Genomic DNA, 23,377 nt, shown 5'->3' on the forward strand with positions numbered 1-23,377 from the left:
CGCGCGGACTAGGCCTGTTCGGCTCCGGTTTCGGCGTCGGCGGTTCGCACCGTCAGTGCCGCAGCGACACGTTCCACCAAAAGGCTCGGTTCCACCGGCTTGCGGGCGATATCGATCACGCCCAGCGCCTTATGCTGATCAGTCAAAACGCCGTCTGTGGCGGAGGAAACCACCATGACTGGCGGGCTTTGCGCACCGCTTTCTCGCAGCAGCCGCAGGAACTTGATGCCGTCAACGTTTGGCATGACCAGATCAAGCAAGATCAGATCGAATTGATCGGCGCGCACACGGGCTAAGCCAATCTCGCCATCCTCGGCAGTCTCAACCTCATACCCTTCCAGTTGAAGAGTAAGCTGCAGCAGCCCCGCAAGGATCGCGTCATCATCAATTACCAGGATGCGCTTCGCCATTATCCGATCCGTTTCATGTCAATATTAAACCCAAATCCATCTGCCTCACGCCCCCAATAGGAAACGCTTGCAGCCCAGCCGACTGCCTTGGTCATGCCCTGACCAATCACCCGGAATTCGCCAACGGCATCGTCTTCCGGATTGCTCATCAGCCACATCAACCGACCAAAACCGATGCCAAAACCGCCGGACACACGAATGTGCGTGCGGTCCTGCGCCTCTTCTAAATGAAGCGTCACAGTGCCGTTTTGCGGCGTATCGGCGATTACAACGCGCAGCATCGCGACAAGCATTTCGACCAGAGCATTGGGCTCCGCGATGGTAAATCCGCTGACACCGGGCAGAGATTGCTCAATCTTAACGCCTAGTTCGTCGGCCATGCCTGTTACCGCAGTGACTGCTTCTGCGACGGCTTTGGAAGCATCAATGGGATAGCACGTTTCAATCAGGTCCCGGTTTTCTGCGCGCACCAGCTCTGCGACCTCGTCCAGACGATTGGTGGCCCGACGCGCGGTTTCGCCAATACGTGCGACGACCCCGCGGACTTGGTCTTCGGGCAGTGCCTTATTCTTCGCCAGCTCTGACCCCAACAGGATTGCCTCAAAGTCATTGCGAAGCTGCAAATCAATGAATTGTGCAACTGCCTGGCGAAGATCAGCTGCCCTGTTCAAATCCGCGATATCAACCGCTTCAAGCACAATGATGCGATCACCGCCACGCGTATTGCGAGCAGGGGCTGCGAGGCGCAAGACACGCTCATTCGTGCCCAGATCGCGCATTGGCAGGCGCATCTCACCGCCATTAAGCATCAAATCCTCGATCAGCGCATCGATCCGCTGCGGGTCAAACCCTGTCAGGCTTTGAAGCATCTCGGTCAGCGATGTATCATACAGGCTCAATCCAGCCTCACGATAGAGATCCTGCATCATCTGGTTGGCGTGCAGAGGCGATCCGATAAGGTGGAAAATGACAACAGCGGTGTCGATCGTGTCGAAACCGCGGCGGATTTGTTCAGACTCATTGGCGACCAGCGCGATTGCGCTCGCCACCTTCTCATCGACCGGCAGATAGCGCTCATCCTCACGCGATCGTGAATGCAAATTGGTGCGCCAGCGGAACAGTTCTCTGAAACTTGAAACGAGCGCTCGTACCAGATGAGCCGATTTACCAGGCGTGGAAGTCTCAGGCCGGGTATGGAGCCAGAACAGTTGTTCATCGACGCCGCCAACCCAGCCTATCCGCGCCTCTCCTTCCCAGCCAGGCACGATGTCATGGGCGTCGCGCACCGAGTTCGAGCGCCGCACGCTGTCGAGGATCTTGCCCAACTTTCTGCGGTACGAGCACGATATCATCAAGCGATGCGTTTTCTGCGGCAATAGCTTCCAGTTTGCCATTGCTCTGGCGTTCGACCAACAGACTGCGCTCAACACCCGCATAACGGGCCGCCGTGCCGAGAAATTCAGGTAGCCGCGCACCCTCGCGCAATGGAGAGCGGCGGAAAGAGTTTTGAACAGCGCGCGATGCACTTTGCTCAAGGCGCCGATCTTGTGAAGCCTCGCGTCCCAAGACACGCTGAAACGTAATCAGCCATGGGGTGATCATGAGCGCGGTGATTGGCAGCAACTTGCCGGAAAATTGCAATGCAGCCCAACAACCGGCAGCAATCAACACACTGACTGCAAAAGGGAAAATCAATGCCAGCCGTTTTGGATCAGCGCGGCGATAGGCAATCGCAAAAATAGCCCCAATTGTTATGATGAGCAGCCATGCTTCCCACACACGTGCCGCGTATACGGCGCTGCCGGTTCGTAATGCGTGAACGCTGTGCGCGCGGAACAAGGCCTCGCTCGTCCCCTGCCGATCTGGTGTTAGCGGCGTGGTCAGCGTACCCACAAAGTCACCCGGTGCGGCAATGATGGCCACCGTGGCCTGCAGCTCGGCATCGCGCAGTTCACCGCGCAGAATCTGCTCGGCCTTCAGGATGGGAATGTTTTGACGCCGTGACATCGGAACATAAAATTCCTCGCGCGCTGGGATGCGATCGGCGAGAGCAACGTCAAACACGAGATGGACGCCCGAACGGGTGGCCACTCGTGAAAGCTGCTGTCGATTGATCCCATAATCCGCGGGCGCCGACGCCCTTACGGAAATCTGGCCGGCTGATACCGACCGTGTGTTTACAGGCAAATGCCACAAATCGTTAGCGCGGCTGCGACGAGCGGTCTCAGCGACAACAACCGGGACGGGGCCATCGGTCCGCACCTCAGCTGAGCTTGTCAGATAGCCAATGCGTTCGACCCCTAGACGAGCCAATGCCGCGTTGAGCTGACCCGACTGGTCCACGCCGCCGTCTGCGCCCGTTGCGCCGCTTTCGATCAGAACGACGCTTGGGGTTTTGCCCGGCTCATTGACGGTCGCGATGTCGAAGAAACGGCCATCAAGCAGGCTGAACAGACCAAGCTGATGAGCCATCGCCAACGCCGCCGCTATCAGCAGCGGGCCGATCCAATTGCGGCTCACTTCGCGCAGCGTCCCGCGTGCGGCGTTGCGCACAGCCCCGCCGGTACGTGCGCGCCTGCCCACACGCGCGCGGCGCGCGTCAGAAACTCCGCTGGGAGAGAGAGGTTCGGTGATCGCGTTCACGAGATTGTGTGTGTTGCCAGCGCCGGATCAGCAAAACGCAGCATTCGTGGTTGCGCGTGCATTGCCACACGTCGCCAAATACCGGTCTGATCAGTCTGAAAAATTGCGCCCGCCCCTTTGTTTCTTGTTACGTTTGATTTTGCGGGCCGCAGAAAACGCTGCTTATCCCTAAGATCGGGCTAGGCAATTAACCTTAATTTTGCGTTAGGAACGTCAGGTCTCTCGGAAGGACACCGTGGCATAGCAAGCCATCGGCGCTTCGCATTAGGTCAAAACCATTAGCCTCGTTTTAACCATATCCGCTCATATGCGAGGGCGTGTACGAACCGAAAAACTCTGATTGGCAACGCAAAGACGGTGCGAAGGACGCTGGCGAATTGCGCGTTCTGCTGGCTGAAGACACGCCCATCAATGCCGAGATGATGCGAGCCATGGCCACGCATTTGTCGATTGAGATGGATATTGCCGCCAACGGCCTTGAGGCGATTGGTATGATTGAGCAGGCGATCGCAGAAAAGCGGCCCTATTCACTGCTGCTGGTCGATGTGATGATGCCAATTCTCGACGGAGTCGAAACCGCAAAACGCTTGCGCGATCGTGGCATTACCGAAGGCGAGTTGCCTATCGTGGCGGTAACGGCTGCAACAAGTATGGACGAGGTGCGCAGTTATCGCGCGGCGGGCATGCAGGCATTCCTCGCCAAGCCTGTCAGCCTTGATGATTTGCGGTCTACTTTACGGGCGTGGGGCCACCGTACGCCGCGACGCAAACAACGCACACAGCCCGCATTGCTGCAAGAGCTTCACAGGCAGTTTGAAGCCCGCAACGAAGACACTTTGCGGCGCATCGAAGCCGCACTCGATTCTGATCTCATCGAAGAAGAGCCAGTCGTCGAAATCCAGAACTTGCTGCATCAAATTGCTGGAACCGCTGCCACGTTTGGAAACCCTACACTCAGCGATGCCGCGCGCGATAGCGAACACGCTCTGGTGGCAGCAGCACTCGATCAAAACGCCGTGCGTGTGACGCTGAAAAGCGCAGCGAACAGCATCAAAAACAGGAAAGTTTCGTGATATTCTCTCGATTTATTAGATGTTTAGGCGCAACGATCGTTTTCGTCACACTTGGCTTAAGTGCGCCTGCTTTGGCTCAGGAGCTGGGCAAAGTACACTGGGATGGACTGGTCGAGGTGCGGGGCGTCGAATCCGATCTGGACTTTGATGAAGGCGAAGAGATCGACAGTTCCGGCGTTGGAGCGCGAGCGAGGGTCGGCGCGGAGTATCTGCCGGATCCCGACACCAAGATACGGTTGCAAGTCGACGCATCGATTTTTGAGTTCCGTGACGACAATCGCGATTCCCTTGATAGCGTCGGCGCGCGGGTAGAGGTCACTCATGACGTCTCTTCAGAGGTGCAAGTGCGCGGCTTCGTTCGCCGGGTTGAGAACGTCGCTCTCTTGGAAGCGAACAGTGCAGACCAGACTAGCGCGGGTGTGCGTTTCCAGTGGGAAAAAGACAATGACCGCATCCGCGTAACAGGCGAATATCGCGACAGAGAATACGACACGACAACACCGGGTGACGGCGAGGGCTATCGCTTCATCGCGCAGTATAATCGCCGATTTGCGCCCTACCACTGGCTGCAATTCGAAGGGCGCCACGAAGACAATGAAAGCACTAACGCGCCCCGGCGTAGCTATGAGCGCCAGATCGCGCGGGTCAAATACAGTCATCCAATTGCGCCGCGTCTACGCATCCGTCCATCAGTCGAATTCCGCCAATGGAAGTATGATGACCGCATTGCGCTCGGCGATGCCGATGGCGATTTGCGGGAGGATAGCTATGTCGCGCCGGGTATCGACCTGGCCTATGGCCGATTTGATCGCGGCATTTACGCGACTGCAAACGCCGAATATCGCTTCCGCAAATCCAATGATATCCGTTTTGGCAGTGATGCAATCCGGGTTGGCCTGCGGGTTGGCTATCGGTTCTGATGTCGCCGCCAATGCGTGATCCTAGGGAACGAGAACAGTATCCTCCGGATCATCAGAAAGCTCTGGATAATCAAGTGTGTAGTGCAGTCCGCGGCTCTCCTTGCGTGCAAGCGCCGATTTAACGATCAGCCCCGCCGCCTCGAGCAGATTACGCAGCTCAATCAGGTCTGTCGTCACGACAAAGCTGCCGTAATAGTCCTCGACCTCCTGACGCAGCATCTCGATACGGTTCGCAGCGCGCTCAAGCCTTTTGGTCGTGCGCACAATCCCGACATAATTCCACATAAAGCGGCGAATTTCGGTCCAGTTCTGCTTGATCACCACCTGCTCATCGGAATCGGCCACACGGCTTTCATCCCATGGCTTGATCTCCGGTGGCTCTTCCAAACTATCCCAGCGCGCAAGAATGTCTGTCGCCGCCGCATCGCCGAACACGAAGCATTCCAGCAGGCTGTTCGAGGCAAGCCGGTTCGCGCCGTGAAGCCCGCTCTCCGTGCATTCACCTGCCGCCCACAGGCCAGGCAGGTCGGTGCGCGCGTCCAATCCCACCAGCACACCCCCACAGGTATAATGCTGCGCCGGGACCACCGGAATAGGGTCCTTGGTCATATCAATGCCAAGACCGGACAGTTTCTCATCAATGGTCGGAAAGTGTTCACGAACAAATTCAGCCGGCTGGTGGCTGATATCGAGATGCACATAATCTAAGCCATCACGCTTGATCTGATCATCAATCGCGCGCGCCACCACGTCACGCGGAGCCAGTTCCATCCGTTCTGGGTCGTAATCCGCCATGAAGCGCCTGCCGGTTTCAGGATGCAGCAGATGCCCCCCTTCGCCACGCACTGCCTCGGTTATCAGGAAGTTTTTGACCTCGAGATTGTAAAGGCAGGTCGGGTGAAACTGCATCATTTCCATGTTCGAGACCCGGCACCCGGCACGCCACGCCATCGCTATACCGTCACCTGTCGCACCGCGCGGCGCGGTCGAGAACAAATAACAACGCCCTGCGCCCCCAGCGGCGAGGATCGTCGCCCGGGCCACGTGAGCAACCACTTCGCCGCTCGCTTCGTCTAACGCATAGGCGCCCCAAACTCGCCCAGCGCCGGAATATTCCACCTGATGCCGCCCGGTAATGAAATCGATGCAGGTCTGGCCCGGCAACAGAGTAATGTTTGGGTTGGCCTCGGCAGCCTTCAGTAACGCCTCCTGCACGGCCCAGCCGGTCGCATCGTCAACATGCACGATCCGACGGTGTGAATGCCCGCCCTCCCGCGTCAGATGCAATGAGTCCTTGTCTTGATTGAACGGTACGCCCAGTTTGCAGAGTTCATCAATGCTTTCCGGCGCGCGCTCGATCACAAATTCGACGGTTTCCCGACGATTGAGCCCTGCGCCTGCGACCATCGTGTCGCGCACATGGTTCTCGAAGGTATCCCCCGTATCCAGCACAGCAGCAATACCGCCTTGCGCCCAAGCGGTGCTGCCCCCTGTGAGTGAGCCCTTTGCCAACACCAGCACTTTTTTGTGCTGAGCAAGCTCCAGCGCGGCGGTAAGGCCCGCAGCGCCGGAACCAATGATAAGGACGTCGTGGGATTGTTGCGTGGATGTCATGCGCGCCTCATGGCTGGGGCGTCGCCGCTAGGCAAGTAAGCAAAATGCTAGAGCTATACAGCCAAATTTGGTAGGATCCGCGCAGCCAGCCGGAAATCCGGCGCGACAGGGGTGGCCCAATGGCATGCGTGGTCAACGTATGCGCCAGAGGGATATGCCTGTGAGATTGAAGCGTCTTTTGTGCCTGATTAACCGCCATACTCCGATCCGTCATAGGGTTGAGATTGTGGGTTCAGACTATGTCGGCAAATGCCGCAGATGCGGCACACCTATCTATCGCAAGGATCATCGCAAGTGGCGCAAGCGCGGCCAAAACTGGTCGCCTGAAGAGCCTTATAATGCGTAGCAGACCAGATCCGTGGCCACACTGACGTCGCCTGAATAGCTCTCACCAATGGCCGCCAATCCCTCATCCAGGCGCTCTAGCGAGCGGTTCATATTGTGAGTGAGCACGAGACTTTCTGGCAGAAGCACGGCGGCGAGTTCGCCGATTTGCTTCGGCGTGCGGTGTAAACCGCGTGGTTGCCCGGCACCACCATTGATCACGTGATGCGCAAACAGGTAGCGCGGCCTTGAGCCCCTTAGCCCTTCTTCAAAACCGGTCGAAAACCCACTCTGGTCTCCGGTAATCACGATAGCTTTCCCCGACACTTCGATCTCGAACCCAAGCGCGGGGACAACGCCATGGTGGACGGGATACGCCATCACTGAATAGTCGTTTGAAACATCAAGGCCGACAATTTCGCCCTCGCCCTCGAAAGAGGATATATCGCGCACCTCAAGCCTCGGCTTGTTTTCGTCACCATCGAGAAAGCCGCCATTATAGGCGAACGCGCCGCCTTCTTTGCCAATCAGCCGTTTAAGGAATTCGCTGGTCGCGGGAAAACGTGGCGCTTCGCCTGGTCCGGCGATGACCAGAGGTTCCACACGTCCCTCAAACCCACCTGAATTGAGAACATCGATCAGATCACCGGCATGGTCGGCATGCAGATGCGTCAGCAGAATGGCGTCAAGTGTCGCGAGCTTGCCGCCAGCTTGGGCAAACCTCAGGAAACTGCCCGAGCCAGCATCAATCAAAAGGCGCGGCATTCCATCGATCCAGAGAAGATAGCTGGTTCCTGCCCTCTCAGCCTCAGCAATTGGCCCGCCGCTGCCCAGCACCTGAATTGCCGCGCCTGTGGTGGGACAGGTTGTCGTCGCGGCAGCTGAACTTGACGCCTCTGGTTCGCCTGCCTGCGCACAACTTGCCAAGCATAGGGCGAGTGCTGCCGCTGGCATAGCTTTGGTCGCTGCACGCATAGTTGTTCTCCTCATCCAGCTCCGGTCAGCTCGACAAACACATCTTCAAGATCTGCCTCACGGGTGGTCACATCCTCAATCGTAAGACCTTGATCTTGCAGGATCGCGAGCACTTGCCCCGCGCTCAGATCATCCTTGTTATAGGTGACATCGACCCCGCGCTCACCCGACAATTCCACTTTGCTAAAGGCGGCGTGCGAAGGTGTCGTCTCCAAATCCTTGCCGACCGTCACGGAAACAATTTTCTCACGCGCCATATCGACCAGTTCGCGCGTTGGCTTGTTCGCGATCAGCTCGCCGTGATTAATGATGGCTATTCGGTCGCACAGCTGCTCTGCCTCCTCAAGGTAGTGCGTGGTCAGAACAACCGTCACGCCTTGTTCGTTGAGTTCGCCGACCAGCTCCCACAATTGACGGCGCAGTTCGACGTCTACGCCCGCTGTCGGCTCGTCCAACACCAAGATCGGGGGCGAATGCACCATTGCCTTGGCAATCAAAAGGCGCCGCTTCATGCCGCCCGATAGTGTACGCGCATAAGCGTCGCGCTTGTCGAACAGACGCACCGCTTTCAGCAACTCTTCGCTGCGCCGCTCCGCCTTGGGAATACCGTAAAACCCCGCCTGATTCTCAAGTACCTCAAAAGGAGTGAAAAATGGATCGAACACGATCTCTTGCGGAACAATACCGATAGATCGTTTCGCATTGCGGCTGTTCACCGTTATGTCGAAGCCCCAAATTTCGGCGTTGCCGCTAGTCTTTGTGACCAACCCAGCGAGTATATTGATGAGCGTCGATTTGCCTGCGCCATTGGGGCCGAGCAAGCCGAATATCCCCCCTTGCGGTACATCGAAGCTAACGCCCTTAAGGGCCAGCTTGCCTTCCTCTTCGCCGCTTTTGGTTTTGGCAGCTGCGTAACGCTTAACCAGATTATCGATGCGAATTGCGGGAGGTTGAGACATAGCCGCGCTCTCTAAACCGCGCGTAGTATAGTGCAAGTGGGCGCACAAACTCTTGCGGCGTGCGAATCTACCCATTATCGGGTCGAGCCATGAGTATACCACCGCCCGAAGTGACTATGGTTGAGACCACACGAGTGAGCTGCGATGGCTCAGGCAATATCCGTGGCGGTCGCCGTTTCGAACCAACCGCCCTTGGTCATCCGAAAGTCTATCTCGAAATTGATGAGAGTGGCTTTGCCGATTGCGGGTATTGCGACCGGCGCTTTGTCCTGATTGGTGGACCAGCAGACAAATCAGAATAGACGGCTAACGCGCTTCCAAACCAGCTCTTGCATGCCTACATAGGCGAGCATGACTTTCAGCACCGATCCAGCCGCGTTGCTTTATGGCAGCAACCTTACCCCAGACGAGGCAAAGCGCCTGACCGCGCAATTGCTCAGCCCCTGCGATGATGGGGAATTGTATTTGCAGTTTACCGCGAGCGAGAGCTTCGCCTTTGACGATGGCCGGCTGAAGACAGCCGACTATAGCCGCGACTCTGGCTTTGGCCTGCGCGGTGTCTCCGGCGAGACGACCGGCTTTGCGCATGCCAATGACATAAGTGCCGCCGCAATACAGCGTGCTGGTGAAACTCTGAAATTGCTCGATCCAGTCGAGGCAAAACTGGCCGCTGCCCCGCCGCGCACCAATCGGCATCTGTACACGGATGAGAGCCCACTGGATTTAGTTCCGTTTGCTGAAAAAGTCGCATTACTTGAGAAGATTGACGCCGTGGCTCGCGCAAAAGACCCGCGGGTCGCGCAAGTCTCGGCCAGTCTTGCGGCCAGTTGGAGCGCGGTTGAGATCGTGCGCGCTGATGGCTTTGTCGCTCGTGATATTCGGCCACTGGTGCGCCTCAATATTGCGATTGTCGCTGAACAGAACGACCGCCGCGAACGCGGCAGCTTCGGCATGGGTGGGCGGTATCTTTACGACCGCCTGTTCGATGAGGGGCAATGGATGCGCGGCGTTGATGAGGCGGTGCGGCAGGCGATGGTCAATATCGACAGCGTGGACGCACCGGCGGGCGAAACCACCGTATTGCTGGGGCCAGGCTGGCCCGGAGTTCTACTCCACGAAGCGGTAGGCCATGGCCTCGAAGGTGACTTTAACCGCAAGGGCACGAGCGCGTTTTCTGGCCGGATTGGCGAACGCGTCGCAGCAGAAGGCGTGACCGTGGTTGATGACGGATCAATCAGGGATCGGCGCGGATCGCTGAGCATTGATGACGAAGGCACACCAACCGAAGAGACCGTGCTGATCGAGGATGGCATCCTGAAAGGATACATGCAAGATCGCCTCAATGCGCGGCTAATGGGCGTGAAGCCCACCGGCAATGGTCGCCGCGAAAGCTATCAGCACGCACCCATGCCGCGCATGACCAATACGTTTATGCGCGGCGGCGATGATGATCCGGAAGAGCTACTGTCACGCGTCGATGATGGCATTTACGCGACCAGCTTTGGCGGCGGTCAGGTTGATATTGTCAGTGGCAAGTTCGTGTTCGCGTGCACCGAGGCGTATAAGGTTGAGAAAGGCAAAATCGTCGCCCCGATTAAGGGTGCCACGCTGATCGGTGATGGCCCGACGGTCCTCACCCGCGTTTCCGGCATCGGCAATGATATGGCCCTGGATGAGGGGATCGGCGTATGCGGCAAGGGTGGGCAAAGCGTTCCCGCAGGCGTCGGCCAGCCGACTTTGCTGATTGACGGTCTGACGGTTGGCGGCACGGCGTAACGCGACACGTCGGAAGCCGTTAGGCTGAAGACGGACAGGTCGCAGAAGGAATGAGACACGTCGGAAGCCGTTAGGCTGAAGACGGACAGGTCGCAGAGCAAAACACTGCTCATCATCGGTTCAGGAACCGCATGAGACCATGTGTGCTAGATGGAGGGTAACAGGAGCGTGACTATGATCAAACAACTTACCCTGGCTGCGGCAGCGGCGACGATGCTCACAGTGCCAGCGTCCGCCGGCAAACTTTCCGGCGAAGAAAAACTCGCCAAAATGCTTGAAGGACGCGAAGCTGGTGAGCCGGAACGCTGCATCCGCACCTTTGGCAATGACACGCTGACGATCCTCAACGAAACCGCAATAATCTACAAGCGCGGCGATACGGTTTGGGTAAACAAAACCCGCAACCCGCAACGATTGGATGATGATGATCTGCTGGTTGTCCGCAAGTTCAACGCGAGCCAACTCTGCCGGCTCGACACGATCACCACGGCTGATCGGTTCGCTGGCTTTTATACCGGCAACATCTTCCTGACTGATTTCGTTCCGTACAAGAAGGCCGAAACCGAAACCGAAAGCGAAGGTTAGGTCCACAGGCTAGAGCGCCACATTATGGCGATAATCAAAGCCGTCAAATAGTCATGGCCAAGCAGCTCTTGGTGCGCGATACGCAGATGTCGCGCATTAGGAGAGAGAAGCCATGGTATCGCCGCAAGAACCCATCGATTCCCCATTTGGCTATCGTTCGACGGCGAGCGAAGTTGTCGCGGCAGCGGATGTCGCAGGCAAGCAAGTGCTCGTCACGGGCGGGTATTCGGGCATAGGCACAGAGACCGTGCGCGCCTTGGCAAAGGCCGGAGCAAAGGTCATTATCGGCGCACGTCGCCCCGATGTGGCGCGTGACGTCATCAATGGCATGGATGGCGTGATCGACATCTTCCCGCTCGATCTGTCCAACCCGGCCTCCATCGATGCCTTTGCGGATTCTGTGGCTGAGCACACACCCACCCTCGACATATTGATCAACAATGCGGCGATCATGGCCAGTCCGCTGATGCGCGATGATCGCGGCTATGAAATGCAGTTTGCAACCAATCATCTCGGCCATTTTCAGCTCACTCAGCGCCTCTGGCCACTGCTGGAGGCCGCAAAGGGGGCGCGGGTCGTAACGGTCTCTTCAATTGGCCATCGCCTTAACGGGCTAGATCTTGATGATCCCAATTGGGAGCGGCGCGAGTACGAGAAATGGCCAGCTTACGGTCAGGCCAAATCAGCTAATGCGCTGTTTGCGCTACAGCTGGATAAGATTGGCGAGCAGCATGGTATTCGCAGCTTTGCGATCCATCCAGGCGGTATTGCAACCCCGTTACAGCGTCACCTCAGCATGGAAGAGCAGATTGCGATGGGTTGGTACGACGAAGAGGGAAATGTGCACGAAGCCTTCAAGTCAACCGAGGAAGGTGCAGCGACCAGCGTATGGGCGGCCACTTCGACCCAACTCGATGGCATGGGCGGGGTGTATTGTGAGGACTGTAATATCGGCGCCATGGCGACCGATGAGACGCCGCGCGGATCTGGCGTGTATCCGCATATCCGCGATGAAGAATTGGCCGCTGCACTCTGGGCGAAATCGGAAGAGCTGACCGAGATCACTTTCGCAGGTTAGCGCGCCGCTTCTTCGGCGTCCCGCGCTGCCTTATATTCGCATAGTTCGCCGACCGGGCAAATTTCGCATTTCGGCAGCCGTGCTCGGCATACCTTCTTGCCAAATTGGATGAGCCAGAAATGGCCGTCGCGCATCGCCCAATCGGGGCTGCGTTCCTCCAATTGCTGCGCCGTTTTGTCGACCGTTTTTGCGTCAGTCAGGCCAACCCTATTGCACACGCGGTGCACGTGCGTATCCACCGCGATCACATCTTTGCCAAAGGTGAAACTCATGACGATGTCGGCACATTTGCGACCGATGCCCGGCAGGCTCATCAACCCCTGACGCGTATCAGGCACGACCCCACCATGTTCTGAAAGTAGTGCTTCGCAGAACTTGCGAATGCTCCGTGTCTTGTTGTTGTAGAGGCCGCATGGCTTGATCGCGGCGGCGATATCCTCGTCGCGCAGGGCGAGCATTTCCTCTGGAGTCTGCGCGAGGGCAAACAAGGCGCGCGACGCCTTCGCAGTGTTGCGATCGAGCGACTGCGCGGACAGCATACAGGAAATACAGCTGCGAAAGGCGTCAGGTTGCCCCTTGGGACCTTTTGCATTTCTGGTGCGACCGGGCATCACCTCCGAGATCCGGCGATAGACCGTATCGACCTGCGCTTCGTTCAACATATTGGATCAGCGCGTGACAGCCGCTCCGGTTCCGGTTGCGCAATCCTGCCGTGCAAAACACTCCGCGCAATTCGGCTTTCGTGGGCGGCAGAATGTCTGCCCCAACTTCTTCAGAAGCAAATGATGCTCATCCATATCGGGGGCTGTCCATTCAGGCGGCAGGACAGGCATCAGCGCATCATAAGTGCGCGTGGTGTCCGCCTTTGCAGGGACAATACCCATGCGCTGCATAATGCGGCGATGATGCCCGTCGATAACCATGGCTTTGCAGTTCAATGTGCTGGCATTCATCACACCAGCGCTGTTTTTGCGCGCAACTCCAGGCAGTTGCTCGAGCCATGCCAGCGCCACGCCGAGGTCCAGCTTGGTGAGATGCGACAGGTCCACCGCGCCGCGCTTTTCGATGATGGCGTTAAGGCATTCGTTCAGCCTGCGCGCTGCAACGGTAGGGAAGGTTTGCCGTTCGAGCCGCTGCTCCAAATCTTCGACAGACAGCTTGGCAACCGCCTCCCAAGACCCAAACTCAGCCAACAAGCCATCGGTTGAGGCATTGCTCGCAGCGGTTTTTGTCTGCGCGCCGATAACGCCGTGCACCAGCACCCATTCCGGGCTGCGCCGCTTATCAGGTGGACGGATGATCCGGTACGTATGTGGCAATCAGCGCGGCATGAAGGCGCCGTAAAGTTTCCGTTCGTGGGTCAGAGCCGAGATCAAGCTGCATGATGCGCCGTGGCGCCCTCGATCATCGCTCAAAGGTCAACGAAAATGTGACCGGCACCACCGGCGTAATTGACGGCAATCCGGCAAGCTCTTGCAGCTGCGCGAGTCCGTCGGTCAGCTCAAAAGTGCGTGCCTCTATGATGACCGGATCGGTCGAGGCGGCAATGACCTGATCTGACCCCGCGCGCGTCACCCTGACCTCGCTTTGAAAGGGGGCGTCAATACCTTTGAGGCTCAGCGTTCCTTCGAGCGCGGTCGTTGTGCTTTCGCCAACGCTGAGCGTTTCAAAGGCCGCAGGATCAATCTCTGCCGTCACTGTTGCAGTCGGATTATCCGCCACTACGAAGAATACCTCACGCATCCGCTCATCGCGAATATCAACGCCGGTGCTCACCGACGCAAGATCGATCTCAACCGTCGCCGCACCTTCAGCTGTCACGCCGCCGCTAATGGTCTCAAACGCGTTGATCTCTGCAATCTCGTCGGCCTTGATTGAGACATAGCTAAGCGAAGAATCTTCGGAGTTGATCGTCCATTCACTGCCAGTGACGGCAGGCGCTTCAGCGGGCGTTTGTGAGCAGGCTGCGAGAGTGAGTGCGAGGGTGAGAAACAAAGCGCGGGTCATGCGTAAATCCTTCAAAAATCGATGCTACAAAAGTATCAGATCATCGTGACCCGTAAAGGCATTGATATTTGGCGTTCAAATCTCGTTGTTCATAGCCTCGGAAACACGACCGGGGTTCACGTTAAACCGTTGCGCGATATCCCTCTGATGTGTCTTCTTATTTTTTAGCGCATAACGTCTTATCGCATCCGCAAGCTCTGGAGTAAGTTTTTCACTCTTGTTTGCCGCTCTTCGCACGGGTGAGTTTCGGTGCATCTCATCAGCAATATCGTGGAGTTCATCAAGTCCTTCTTCATCGGCTATCTCACGAATACGACGACGAAGGTCGGGAATTCCCCTCTTATTTCGACTCATTTACTATTCTCCTTTCGGGAAAGAGAATATTATGCAAATAAATCTGAGTCAAAAATGACTTTATTTACTCCCACTCAATCGTACCAGGCGGCTTTGACGTATAGTCATACACCACCCGGTTGATGCCTTGCACCTCGTTGACGATGCGGGTTGCGCATTGAGTGAGAAAACTGGCATCGAACGGATAGACATCGGCGGTCATGCCATCGGTGCTGGTCACTGCGCGCAGCCCGCACACGCTGTCATATGTCCGCCCATCGCCCATGACTCCGACTGTTTTGACCGGCAACAGCACGGCAAACGCCTGCCAGATCGCATCGTAAAGGCCGGCCTTGCGGATCTCGTCGAGATAAATCGCATCGGCCTTGCGCAGAATATCGCAGCGTTCCTTGGTAACTTCGCCCGGAATGCGGATGGCGAGACCGGGACCGGGGAAAGGATGACGCCCGACAAAAACATCAGGCAGCCCAAGCTCACGGCCCAGATCGCGTACCTCATCTTTGAACAGTTCGCGCAGTGGCTCGACCAGTTGCATATTCATACGCTCTGGCAGGCCGCCGACATTGTGGTGGCTTTTGATCGTCACACTTGGCCCACCTGTAAATGAGACACTCTCAATCACATCGGGGTACAGCGTGCCCTGCGCTAGAAAATCTGCTCCGCCAATCTTCTTCGCCTCGGCTTCGAAAAGGTCAATGAAGGCCCCGCCAATAAATTTGCGCTTCTTTTCAGGATCGGTGACGCCTGCAAGGCCGCCAAGAAATTGCTCTTCTGCATCCACCGCAACCAATGGGATATTGTAATGATCGCGGAAGAGGGTGACGACTTGCTCCGCCTCATTCATGCGCATTAAACCGTGATCGACGAATACGCAGGTCAGCTGATCACCAATCGCCTCGTGAATGAGCACCGCCGCTACCGCGCTGTCCACGCCGCCGGACAGCCCGCAAATAACCTTGCCGTCGCCGACCTGAGCGCGGATTTCCTCGATCTTGGTCTTGCGAAATTCGGCCATCGTCCAGTCGCCCTTAAGGCCGCAGACATGGCGCACGAAATTGCCGAGCAGCTTGCCGCCATCGGGTGTGTGAACAACTTCCGGGTGGAATTGCGTGCCGTAAAATTTGCGTTTCTCATCGGCAATCACAGCAAAGGGCGCGCCATCGCTGGTGGCGACGATTTCAAAGCCGGGGGCGAATTTGGTGACCTTGTCACCATGGCTCATCCAGACCTGGTGGCGTTCGCCCTCTTGCCAAAGGCCATCAAACAATGCGCAAGGTTTGGTCACCGTCAGATAGGCTCGGCCAAACTCGCCGCCTTCTCCTGTCTCATGACCCGGACGCACTTCACCACCAAGTTGGTGCGACATAACCTGTTGGCCGTAACAAATGCCCAAAATGGGCACACCCGCCTCAAACAGAACCTCGGGTGCGCGCGGGCTGCCCTCGTCCGGGACACCTGCGGGCGAACCAGACAAGATGATCCCTTTCGGCTTCATGCGATGAAATGCATCTTCGGCAGCGCTGAAGGGTGCGATTTCGGAATACACTCCGGCCTCGCGAACTCGGCGCGCGATCAGCTGAGTAACCTGACTTCCGAAGTCTACGATAAGGATGGAATCGGGAAGGTGGGCGTCGTCCATAAAGGCCGGTTAAGCAGGTGCCACCCCTGAGTCCAGAGTGCAGCGACCGCTGCGAACAGCCACGGGACCCTACCTTGCATATTTATCAATATAATTTAGCATTATTGCACTTTTGTGCACAAGTATGCAACACTATACCAATTGCACACGCCGGGTAACCGCTTCTCCAATCCCCCAAGACGCGGACCATGCTTATGGCATTGTCAGCAAGAGAGCGGCGGTCCGGTCATTCAGGAGATGTGCAATGCGTACCAGCGTTCACATCCTCGCCTTCCTTGCGGCAGGTGCCGTCAGCTCGCTGGTTCTTTCACCAGCGATTGCCTGACCATCCCGTAAAGCACACGCCCGCAAGGCGACATGGCAGCGAATAGAGACGCGGCTCGCCGAAACCTCCCTCCCCCAAAACCCATCGGCGCCGCGTCTCGAACGCGCGCCTTAAATGATATACCGCCGCGTCTCGAACGCGCGCCGCCAAGCACCACGCCATTTATAAAATGTAATTATATCAGCGCGTTATTTTCTTAGTAAGCCGTTTGTAACCAATTTTCCAGCGCCTCCGAATAGCGAGGCAACGCATACGTCTTGAAAGGAAATTACAATGTCACGCATCATTACTACTCGCGCATTCGCAATCGCACTGGCAGTCTCAAGCAGCAGCTTTCTGTTGAGCCCAGCCCTGTCGGTCTAAACGAAATCTACGTTTGACCATAAGGTCACAAGGGGGTCTGTCCAAAATCAGTTGGGCAGGCCCCTTTTCTCGGCCTCTTCGCGCAGGTCTGTTTTCAGCAGCTTGCCGATATGGCTGCGCGGCATTTCCTCGATCACATGCAATTGCGCGAGCCTTTGTGTCTTACCAAGTCGCGCATTCACCACAGCTAGCAACGCCTCGGAAGACGCCGCATTCTTGGCGAGCCTCACAAAACCAACCGGCGTCTCACCCCAACGGCGTGACGGGACGCCTATGACCGCCGCCTCTTCCACGCCGTCCTCTTTCAGCAATTCAGCCTCCAGATCGACTGGATAGATGTTGAATCCGCCAGAAATAATCATGTCCTTGGCGCGCTCGACCAGCTCGACAAAACCGTCAGCATCGACTCTGCCGATGTCACCCATGCGTTGCCAAACATCGCCAGTGTCTGGATCTGTCCAATACCCTTCGCGGGTCTTTTCAGGCTGATTCTTGTATCCGCTCATCATAGTATGGGATCGCCCGATGAGATTGCCCGCCTCGCCTGCGGCTACCGGCTGATCAGAATCATCCAGCACCTTAAGCTCACTGCCCGGTGCGGGGCGTCCCACCGTGTGTAGCTTCTCCGGGAACTCGTGACAGGGAAGCAAGCAGACAACGCCGCCCTCTGTCATAGAGTATATCTCGACCAGTCCCCCTGGCATGCGCTGCAATACTTGGCGCTTGAGTTCCGCTGAGAAGGGAGCAGACGTGCAGTATTTCATCGCCATGGACGACAGATCAAACTCATCAAATTGCGGATAGTCCATCAACCGCTGATACTGAACCGGCACAAGCATTGTGATGTTGGTACGGTCGGCCTGGGCATGGTCCAGCCATCGTGCGCAATCAAACTTGCCCATGATCCGCACCATTCCGCCCGCCAGTAACGGCGGAAGAAATGCCACCATGGTGGTGTTGGAATAAAGCGGTGTTGATGCGAGCGAGCGGACATCAGGACCCATTGCCGAATAGGACGCGGCGGTCGCAGCAAATTGCCGCCAGCGCATCTGATGCGAATGGACGATCCCTTTCGGCACGCCGGTGGTCCCGCTGGAATAGATAATGTTGAAAGGATCGGCAGGTTGGGGCGTATGGAGTGGTGCGGTCGTACCCTCCGGGGCCATCCACCCCTCCAGCCCCTCATCCAGAACGATTTTCGCCATTCCGGGGAAACAATCATCACCTAACTCAGTCAGCTTCCTGCGGTCGATAAAGATATGCGCCGCACCGCTATCCGCCGCCATTCCCGCCAATTGATCCGCCGACGCGCTGGTGGTCAGCGGAGCCGCAACTCCCCCCGCACGGACTGCCGACAGAAACACCAATGCATAATTGATTGATGATGTACCGAGGATCGCGACCGATTGACCTTGCGTCAGGCCAGTCCCGATCAGTCGCGCAGCAATCCGCTCAACTCGATCATGCAACCCCGCCCAAGTCAATTCGCGATCGTCGTCGCGCAGGGCGATCGCATCGGGCTGTTCGTGCACGTAGCCAGCTAAAATAGCGGAAAAATCGCCAAATTCTGACTGTAGCTTCTCAAGCATCTGCCGCATCCCTTGCACTGACGTCTTCAAAATTTGGTATCTACCTCGCCCCGAAAAACAATACCCAGCGCGGCGGATACCACCGCCGCTTATCGCGATGTTAACCATTCTTGAGCAAGGGGTAATTAGGCGGAGGTCTGGATCGTGGCCTCCATGATTTGAGCAGCGCACAAAACCACCGCTGCAACAGGGGATTGGATTTGAGCGTAGCTGATCAGAGCTTCACCTTGCCAGAGGAGCACGATGCCGATTCAGATGTGCCTCGCACATGGCTGGATCGCTTCAATATCAAGCAGAAAGTCTACGGCGCCATTCTGGGTGGAACCCTTTTTCTGTGGCTTGTCACTGTAACGCTGATGGCTGTCTCCATGTACTTCACCAATGAAGGTGGAAAGTCGCGGCTCAATCAGGAAGTCGACATCAAGATTTCCCAGGCAAACGTGTATTTGACGCGCGCTCAGGCTGATTTGGGTGACTTTATCGCCACGAATGATCAGGCGATGCTGGCCAGCAGTGAAGAAAACATGGCGCAAGCCACTGGTCTGATTACCGCAGCGGTCAGTCAGGAAGCTACTCTGCCATTCGAATTGTACTCGCGCGCATCCAATCTGGAAAAGCGAGCCAATGCCAGTGAAGCAGAGCTGCTTTCACTCTCAAACACGGCAAATCCACGCGACAACGCGGCGGAGCCACGCGCCGAGATGAAAGAAATCGCAGCCCAGCTTTATGAGCTTTCGTCCGAGATTTCTGGTGTCACCGAGCAGGAGAGTGACGCCCTTTTCGCGCAAATCTTTCAAGCCGCCACATTCTTTCTGGTGATCCTTCTCGCGGCACCGGTTCTCGCATTCTGGATCGGACGCAAGATCGCGCAAGACGTCTCGGGGAAAATCACGGAAATAGCAGATACCGCTGATGAGCTGGCCAGCGGAAACACCGCCGCCGGCATTCCGGGAACGGACCGAGAGGATGAGATCGGCGCCTTGGCGCGCGCGCTGGCTGTATTTCGCGATACATCTCAGCGCGAAGTCGCCCAGAAAGCCAAACTGGTCGAAATTCGCAGCAAAGCACGCGAGACACGCGCGGCCACGTTGCGCGAGGTATCCGACAGTTTCACCAAGAGTGTTGGCGAAGCGGTCGAAGCAATGGCCAGTGACGTGGAAGCTCTGTCAAATGAGGCTTCTGGTGTCGCAAGTGCGGTGACACAGGCCAAAACCGAAATTTCAAAGTCGACCACGGCGATGGAGGAAACATCGGTCGTGGTGTCTGCCGCGGCTGCGGCAAGTGATGAGTTTTCGCTATCGATTGATGAGATCAGCAAACAGGCAAGCTTCTCAGCAGAGATGGCCCGCGAAGCAGGAGCGGTCGCCAATGGCGCGAATGAGACGATTGATCATCTTTCTCTTCATGCAGCCGAGATTGGCGACATTCTCGACCTTATCCAATCAATCGCTCAACGCACCAATCTGCTGGCGCTGAATGCATCCATCGAGGCCGCACGTGGCGGCGAGGCCGGACGAGGCTTTGCAGTCGTGGCATCAGAAGTGAAAGAACTTGCCACGCGGACGGGCGATGCGACTCGACAAGTTGCTGAAAAGATCGGCGCGATCCGCAGCTCAACCGATAGCAGTGTGGCCGCGCTTCAGAATGTTGTCGAGCAGATCGAAAAACTGGAGTCTGCGTCAGTTTCAATTGCGACCGCTGTCGATCAACAGGCCATGACGGGCCGCGACCTTGCGAAGAACATCGACACCGCTGCACACAATTCCGGTGAGATCGCTCTGTCTCTCTCTCAAGTTGAGCAGGCCGCTATCGGCACCGGCGATTCCACTAATCGCATGCACTCGTCAGCGGATCACATTGAGAGCCGGATAAAATTGCTTCAGGCGAAGGCGGCTGAATTTCTCGAAACGATGGAAAATGCAACGCGCGATGATGCAGATGACGAGCCTGTTGAAGCCGACACCGCAATAGCTGCTTAGCCCCCCTTCGCTCGCAAATTGCCTTAGCGCCGGACGACCATTTGCGAGGCACAGGACCGCCAAATATAGCCCTCGCAGCCCCGCCATCGTTTGGCTGGTGGAAAAAGCGCATCTGATAGCTCTGGAAACTTGGGAATCTCCTCGCCCGCGCCTATATGATGGGCATGGACGAGAACACTTCAGAAAACCCGGAAAACAAGCCCCAAAACGAAAAAATGCAGGGTGAATATGGCGCCGATTCCATCAAGGTACTGAAAGGCCTTGATGCCGTGCGCAAACGCCCCGGCATGTATATTGGCGATACCGATGATGGCTCTGGCCTACATCACATGGTGTTTGAGGTGTCGGATAACGCCATTGACGAGGCGCTGGCCGGGCATTGCGACCTTGTGCTGATCGAGCTCAACCCGGATGGGTCGGTATCCGTTGAGGATAATGGCCGCGGTATTCCTGTGGGCATGCACAAGGAAGAGGGCGTGTCGTACCGCAGAGGTCATCATGACTCAGCTGCATGCCGGCGGTAAGTTCGAAAACACCTCTGACGATAACGCCTATAAGGTATCGGGCGGCCTTCACGGGGTGGGTGTTTCGGTCGTGAACGCTCTTTCCGAATGGCTTGAGCTGGAAATCTGGCGCGATGGCAAAACGCACTGGATGCGTTTTGAGCATGGCGAGGCGGTGAATGCACTCGAAATCAAGGGGGATGCACCGAAAGTCGACCAGAACCCCGATGACAATGGGTTCAAAAAGGGCACCCGCGTCACCTTTCACCACTCCAACGACACGTTTAAAAACGTCACCGAATATGATTTCGAAAAGCTGGAGCACCGCTATCGCGAACTCGCCTTTCTCAATTCCGGCGTGCGCATCCTGTTGCGCGACAAACGCCATGAGGAAATCGCCGAACACGATCTGTTTTATGAGGGCGGGATTGCTGCCTTTGTCCGCTATCTAGACCGCAACAAACAGGCATTGCTGTCCGATCCGATTTCGGTTTCCGCAGAGAAAGATGGCATCGCGATCGATGTCGCGCTCGAATGGAATGACAGCTATTATGAGAACGTTCTCACCTTCACGAACAACATCCCTCAGCGTGATGGCGGCACGCATCTGGCGGCATTCCGTGCGGCGCTCACGCGAACGCTCAACAATTACGCCACCAATTCGGGGCTGCTGAAGAAGGAAAAAGTCAGCCTGTCAGGCGAGGATATGCGTGAAGGGCTGACCGCAATTGTCAGCGTGAAGCTGCCCGATCCGAAGTTTTCATCGCAGACCAAGGATAAGCTGGTCAGCTCTGAAGTGCGTCAGCCGCTCGAAAGCCTGATGGGCGAGAAAATGACCGAATGGCTGGAGGAGAACCCGGCTGAGGCGAAGGCGATCATCCAAAAGATTATTGATGCCGCCGCTGCTCGCGAAGCCGCCCGTCGCGCCCGCGAGATGAGCCGCAAGGGTGCGATGAGCGTTGCCTCTCTGCCCGGCAAGCTTGCCGATTGTCAGGACCGCAATCCGGAAAATTGCGAACTATTCCTGGTCGAGGGTGATTCTGCTGGCGGGTCTGCCAAGCAAGGCCGTGATCGCAAGATTCAAGCCATTTTGCCGCTCAAGGGTAAAATTCTGAATGTCGAACGCGCCCGGTTTGACCGGATTATCTCGTCCAAAGAGGTCGGTACGCTGATTCAGGCGATGGGCACAGGCTTGCGCGACGAATTTGATCTTGAAAAACTGCGTTATCACAAGATCGTGATTATGACCGACGCCGACGTGGACGGTGCGCATATCCGCACGCTGCTGCTCACCTTCTTCCACCGACAGATGCCGGAAATCGTGAAGGCCGGACACCTCTACATCGCGCAGCCGCCGCTTTATAAAGTCGCGAAGGGCCGCAGCGAGGTTTACCTGAAAGACCAGGCCGCGCTGGATCGCTATCTGGTCGATGCCGGTCTGCAAGGCCGCGTATTGGAAGGCACGGGCGGCACACGCGGTGACGGCGATCTGCGGGCCATGGTCGAACACGCACTGCGTATGCGCAACTTGCTGAGTTTCGTTCCCAAGAAGTATGACAATGGCGTTGTCGAGCAATTGGCACTGTCTGGCGCGCTCGACCCGAGCTTAACCCCGGATCAACGCGCTGCGGCGCTCGATTTCACGGCTCAGCGGCTTGCCGCCAACGATCAAGAGGCGAGATGGTCAGCGCAAACAGCCTCCAACGGTAACAGTCAGCTTCACCGCCTGTGGCGCGGTGTGACCGACGTGCACGAGATAGAAGCTGCATTCTTTGACAGCGCAGAAGCGCGCAAGCTGCATGGTCTCGCCGCTGAACAGGCGGAAGCCTATGCCCAGCCAGCGCAGCTGGTACGCATTACCGCAGCGGAGACACCCGCTGAAACCGATGACGAAGATGGCGAGGCAGACGCGGCGGCGATCTTTGGCGAGAACGCGATCTCTCGTCCGACCGAACTGCTTGACGCGGTGTTGGCGGTTGGACGCAAGGGCCTCTCGATCAGCCGCTATAAGGGGCTGGGTGAGATGAATGCGGAACAATTGTGGGAAACAACGCTGGACCCGGAAGCCCGGATCTTACTGCAAGTAAAGGTCGAAGACGCAGATGTGACTGACGAAATCTTCACGCGCCTGATGGGCGATGTGGTCGAACCGCGGCGAGAATTCATTCAGGATAACGCATTGAACGTCGCGAATTTGGATGTGTGATCGCGCATACGTGCGCATCCTGCTATAGCGCTCAGCAATGCTAAGCTCGCCAGAG

General features: G+C 56.9%; 19 protein-coding genes and 1 pseudogene. 8 read left to right on the plus strand and 12 right to left on the minus strand.

The features are described from left to right. Nucleotides 1-8 precede the first annotated feature (8 nt). From ACZ1GM_RS00585 to ACZ1GM_RS00595, 3 genes are read right to left on the minus strand one after another with little or no spacing between them, the layout of a single operon-like run. Nucleotides 9-410, minus strand: coding sequence for a response regulator transcription factor (locus tag ACZ1GM_RS00585; protein WP_472677288.1), 402 nt, complete (start codon nucleotides 408-410; stop codon nucleotides 9-11). Next, nucleotides 410-1,714, minus strand: a complete 1,305-nt coding sequence (locus ACZ1GM_RS00590; RefSeq protein WP_472677289.1) for a histidine kinase — start codon at nucleotides 1,712-1,714, stop codon at nucleotides 410-412. The genes ACZ1GM_RS00585 and ACZ1GM_RS00590 overlap by 1 nt, the downstream gene beginning before the upstream one ends. Next, nucleotides 1,680-3,053 carry a hypothetical protein gene (locus tag ACZ1GM_RS00595; RefSeq protein ID WP_472677290.1) on the minus strand — a complete coding sequence of 458 codons (1,374 nt, stop codon included), beginning with the start codon at nucleotides 3,051-3,053 and terminating at the stop codon, nucleotides 1,680-1,682. Before ACZ1GM_RS00595 ends, ACZ1GM_RS00590 begins: the two co-directional genes overlap by 35 nt. A gap of 317 nt (nucleotides 3,054-3,370) precedes the next feature. On the opposite strand from ACZ1GM_RS00595, the gene ACZ1GM_RS00600 reads away from it, so the two are divergent. Together ACZ1GM_RS00600 and ACZ1GM_RS00605 are read left to right on the plus strand one after the other, a co-directional pair. Continuing rightward, nucleotides 3,371-4,126, plus strand: a complete 756-nt coding sequence (locus ACZ1GM_RS00600) for a response regulator (RefSeq protein WP_472677291.1) — start codon at nucleotides 3,371-3,373, stop codon at nucleotides 4,124-4,126. 71 nt (nucleotides 4,127-4,197) lie between these two features. Next, a complete protein-coding gene (locus ACZ1GM_RS00605; RefSeq protein WP_472677292.1) occupies nucleotides 4,198-5,046 on the plus strand; it encodes a hypothetical protein in 849 nt (282 codons plus the stop codon). 21 nt (nucleotides 5,047-5,067) lie between these two features. Here the strand turns inward: ACZ1GM_RS00605 and nadB are convergent, their stop codons facing one another. The 3 genes from nadB to ACZ1GM_RS00620 form a co-directional block, all read right to left on the minus strand. Further along, nucleotides 5,068-6,660, minus strand: coding sequence for an L-aspartate oxidase (gene nadB / locus ACZ1GM_RS00610; protein WP_472677293.1), 1,593 nt, complete (start codon nucleotides 6,658-6,660; stop codon nucleotides 5,068-5,070). Between the two features lie 333 nt (nucleotides 6,661-6,993). Next, nucleotides 6,994-7,959 (minus strand): MBL fold metallo-hydrolase, encoded by a 966-nt coding sequence (locus ACZ1GM_RS00615; protein ID WP_472677294.1) that lies wholly within the window; start codon nucleotides 7,957-7,959, stop codon nucleotides 6,994-6,996. 11 nt (nucleotides 7,960-7,970) lie between these two features. After that, the gene (locus ACZ1GM_RS00620; protein WP_472677295.1) at nucleotides 7,971-8,918 is read right to left on the minus strand and encodes an ABC transporter ATP-binding protein; all 948 of its coding nucleotides are present in this window, start codon (nucleotides 8,916-8,918) and stop codon (nucleotides 7,971-7,973) included. 89 nt (nucleotides 8,919-9,007) lie between these two features. On the opposite strand from ACZ1GM_RS00620, the gene ACZ1GM_RS00625 reads away from it, so the two are divergent. The 4 genes from ACZ1GM_RS00625 to ACZ1GM_RS00640 all read left to right on the plus strand — a co-directional run bounded on the left by ACZ1GM_RS00625 (nucleotide 9,008) and on the right by ACZ1GM_RS00640 (nucleotide 12,357). Then, nucleotides 9,008-9,220, plus strand: coding sequence for a zinc-finger domain-containing protein (locus ACZ1GM_RS00625; RefSeq protein WP_472677296.1), 213 nt, complete (start codon nucleotides 9,008-9,010; stop codon nucleotides 9,218-9,220). Between the two features lie 49 nt (nucleotides 9,221-9,269). Then, nucleotides 9,270-10,694 carry a metalloprotease TldD gene (gene tldD, locus ACZ1GM_RS00630; RefSeq protein WP_472677297.1) on the plus strand — a complete coding sequence of 475 codons (1,425 nt, stop codon included), beginning with the start codon at nucleotides 9,270-9,272 and terminating at the stop codon, nucleotides 10,692-10,694. A 174-nt stretch (nucleotides 10,695-10,868) separates the two neighbouring features. Continuing rightward, nucleotides 10,869-11,279 carry a hypothetical protein gene (locus ACZ1GM_RS00635; protein WP_472677298.1) on the plus strand — a complete coding sequence of 137 codons (411 nt, stop codon included), beginning with the start codon at nucleotides 10,869-10,871 and terminating at the stop codon, nucleotides 11,277-11,279. Between the two features lie 112 nt (nucleotides 11,280-11,391). Further along, nucleotides 11,392-12,357 carry an oxidoreductase gene (locus ACZ1GM_RS00640; RefSeq protein WP_472677299.1) on the plus strand — a complete coding sequence of 322 codons (966 nt, stop codon included), beginning with the start codon at nucleotides 11,392-11,394 and terminating at the stop codon, nucleotides 12,355-12,357. Here the strand turns inward: ACZ1GM_RS00640 and ACZ1GM_RS00645 are convergent. The 6 genes from ACZ1GM_RS00645 to ACZ1GM_RS00670 all read right to left on the minus strand — a co-directional run bounded on the left by ACZ1GM_RS00645 (nucleotide 12,354) and on the right by ACZ1GM_RS00670 (nucleotide 18,634). Beyond that, on the minus strand, nucleotides 12,354-13,019 hold the full coding sequence (locus ACZ1GM_RS00645; RefSeq protein WP_472677300.1) for an endonuclease III domain-containing protein: 666 nt from the start codon (nucleotides 13,017-13,019) through the stop codon (nucleotides 12,354-12,356). The genes ACZ1GM_RS00640 and ACZ1GM_RS00645 overlap by 4 nt on opposite strands. 6 nt (nucleotides 13,020-13,025) lie before the next feature. After that, nucleotides 13,026-13,676: an endonuclease III domain-containing protein gene (locus tag ACZ1GM_RS00650; RefSeq protein WP_472677301.1), complete on the minus strand. Its 651-nt coding sequence runs from the start codon at nucleotides 13,674-13,676 to the stop codon at nucleotides 13,026-13,028. Nucleotides 13,677-13,761: 85 nt separating this feature from the next. Further along, a complete protein-coding gene (locus tag ACZ1GM_RS00655) occupies nucleotides 13,762-14,364 on the minus strand; it encodes a YceI family protein (protein WP_472677302.1) in 603 nt (200 codons plus the stop codon). A gap of 75 nt (nucleotides 14,365-14,439) precedes the next feature. Beyond that, nucleotides 14,440-14,718 carry a hypothetical protein gene (locus ACZ1GM_RS00660; protein ID WP_472677303.1) on the minus strand — a complete coding sequence of 93 codons (279 nt, stop codon included), beginning with the start codon at nucleotides 14,716-14,718 and terminating at the stop codon, nucleotides 14,440-14,442. A gap of 64 nt (nucleotides 14,719-14,782) precedes the next feature. Then, nucleotides 14,783-16,357, minus strand: coding sequence for a glutamine-hydrolyzing GMP synthase (guaA, locus tag ACZ1GM_RS00665; RefSeq protein WP_472677304.1), 1,575 nt, complete (start codon nucleotides 16,355-16,357; stop codon nucleotides 14,783-14,785). A 735-nt stretch (nucleotides 16,358-17,092) separates the two neighbouring features. Further along, complete coding sequence (locus ACZ1GM_RS00670; RefSeq protein WP_472677305.1) at nucleotides 17,093-18,634, minus strand: class I adenylate-forming enzyme family protein; 1,542 nt, start codon at nucleotides 18,632-18,634, stop codon at nucleotides 17,093-17,095. Nucleotides 18,635-18,834: 200 nt separating this feature from the next. On the opposite strand from ACZ1GM_RS00670, the gene ACZ1GM_RS00675 reads away from it, so the two are divergent. Further along, a complete protein-coding gene (locus tag ACZ1GM_RS00675; RefSeq protein WP_472677306.1) occupies nucleotides 18,835-20,613 on the plus strand; it encodes a methyl-accepting chemotaxis protein in 1,779 nt (592 codons plus the stop codon). 164 nt (nucleotides 20,614-20,777) lie between these two features. Next, nucleotides 20,778-23,322: pseudogene (gene gyrB, locus ACZ1GM_RS00680) on the plus strand (DNA topoisomerase (ATP-hydrolyzing) subunit B). Nucleotides 23,323-23,377 lie beyond the last annotated feature (55 nt).

Source organism: Qipengyuania sp. JB2-7, from assembly GCF_055693485.1.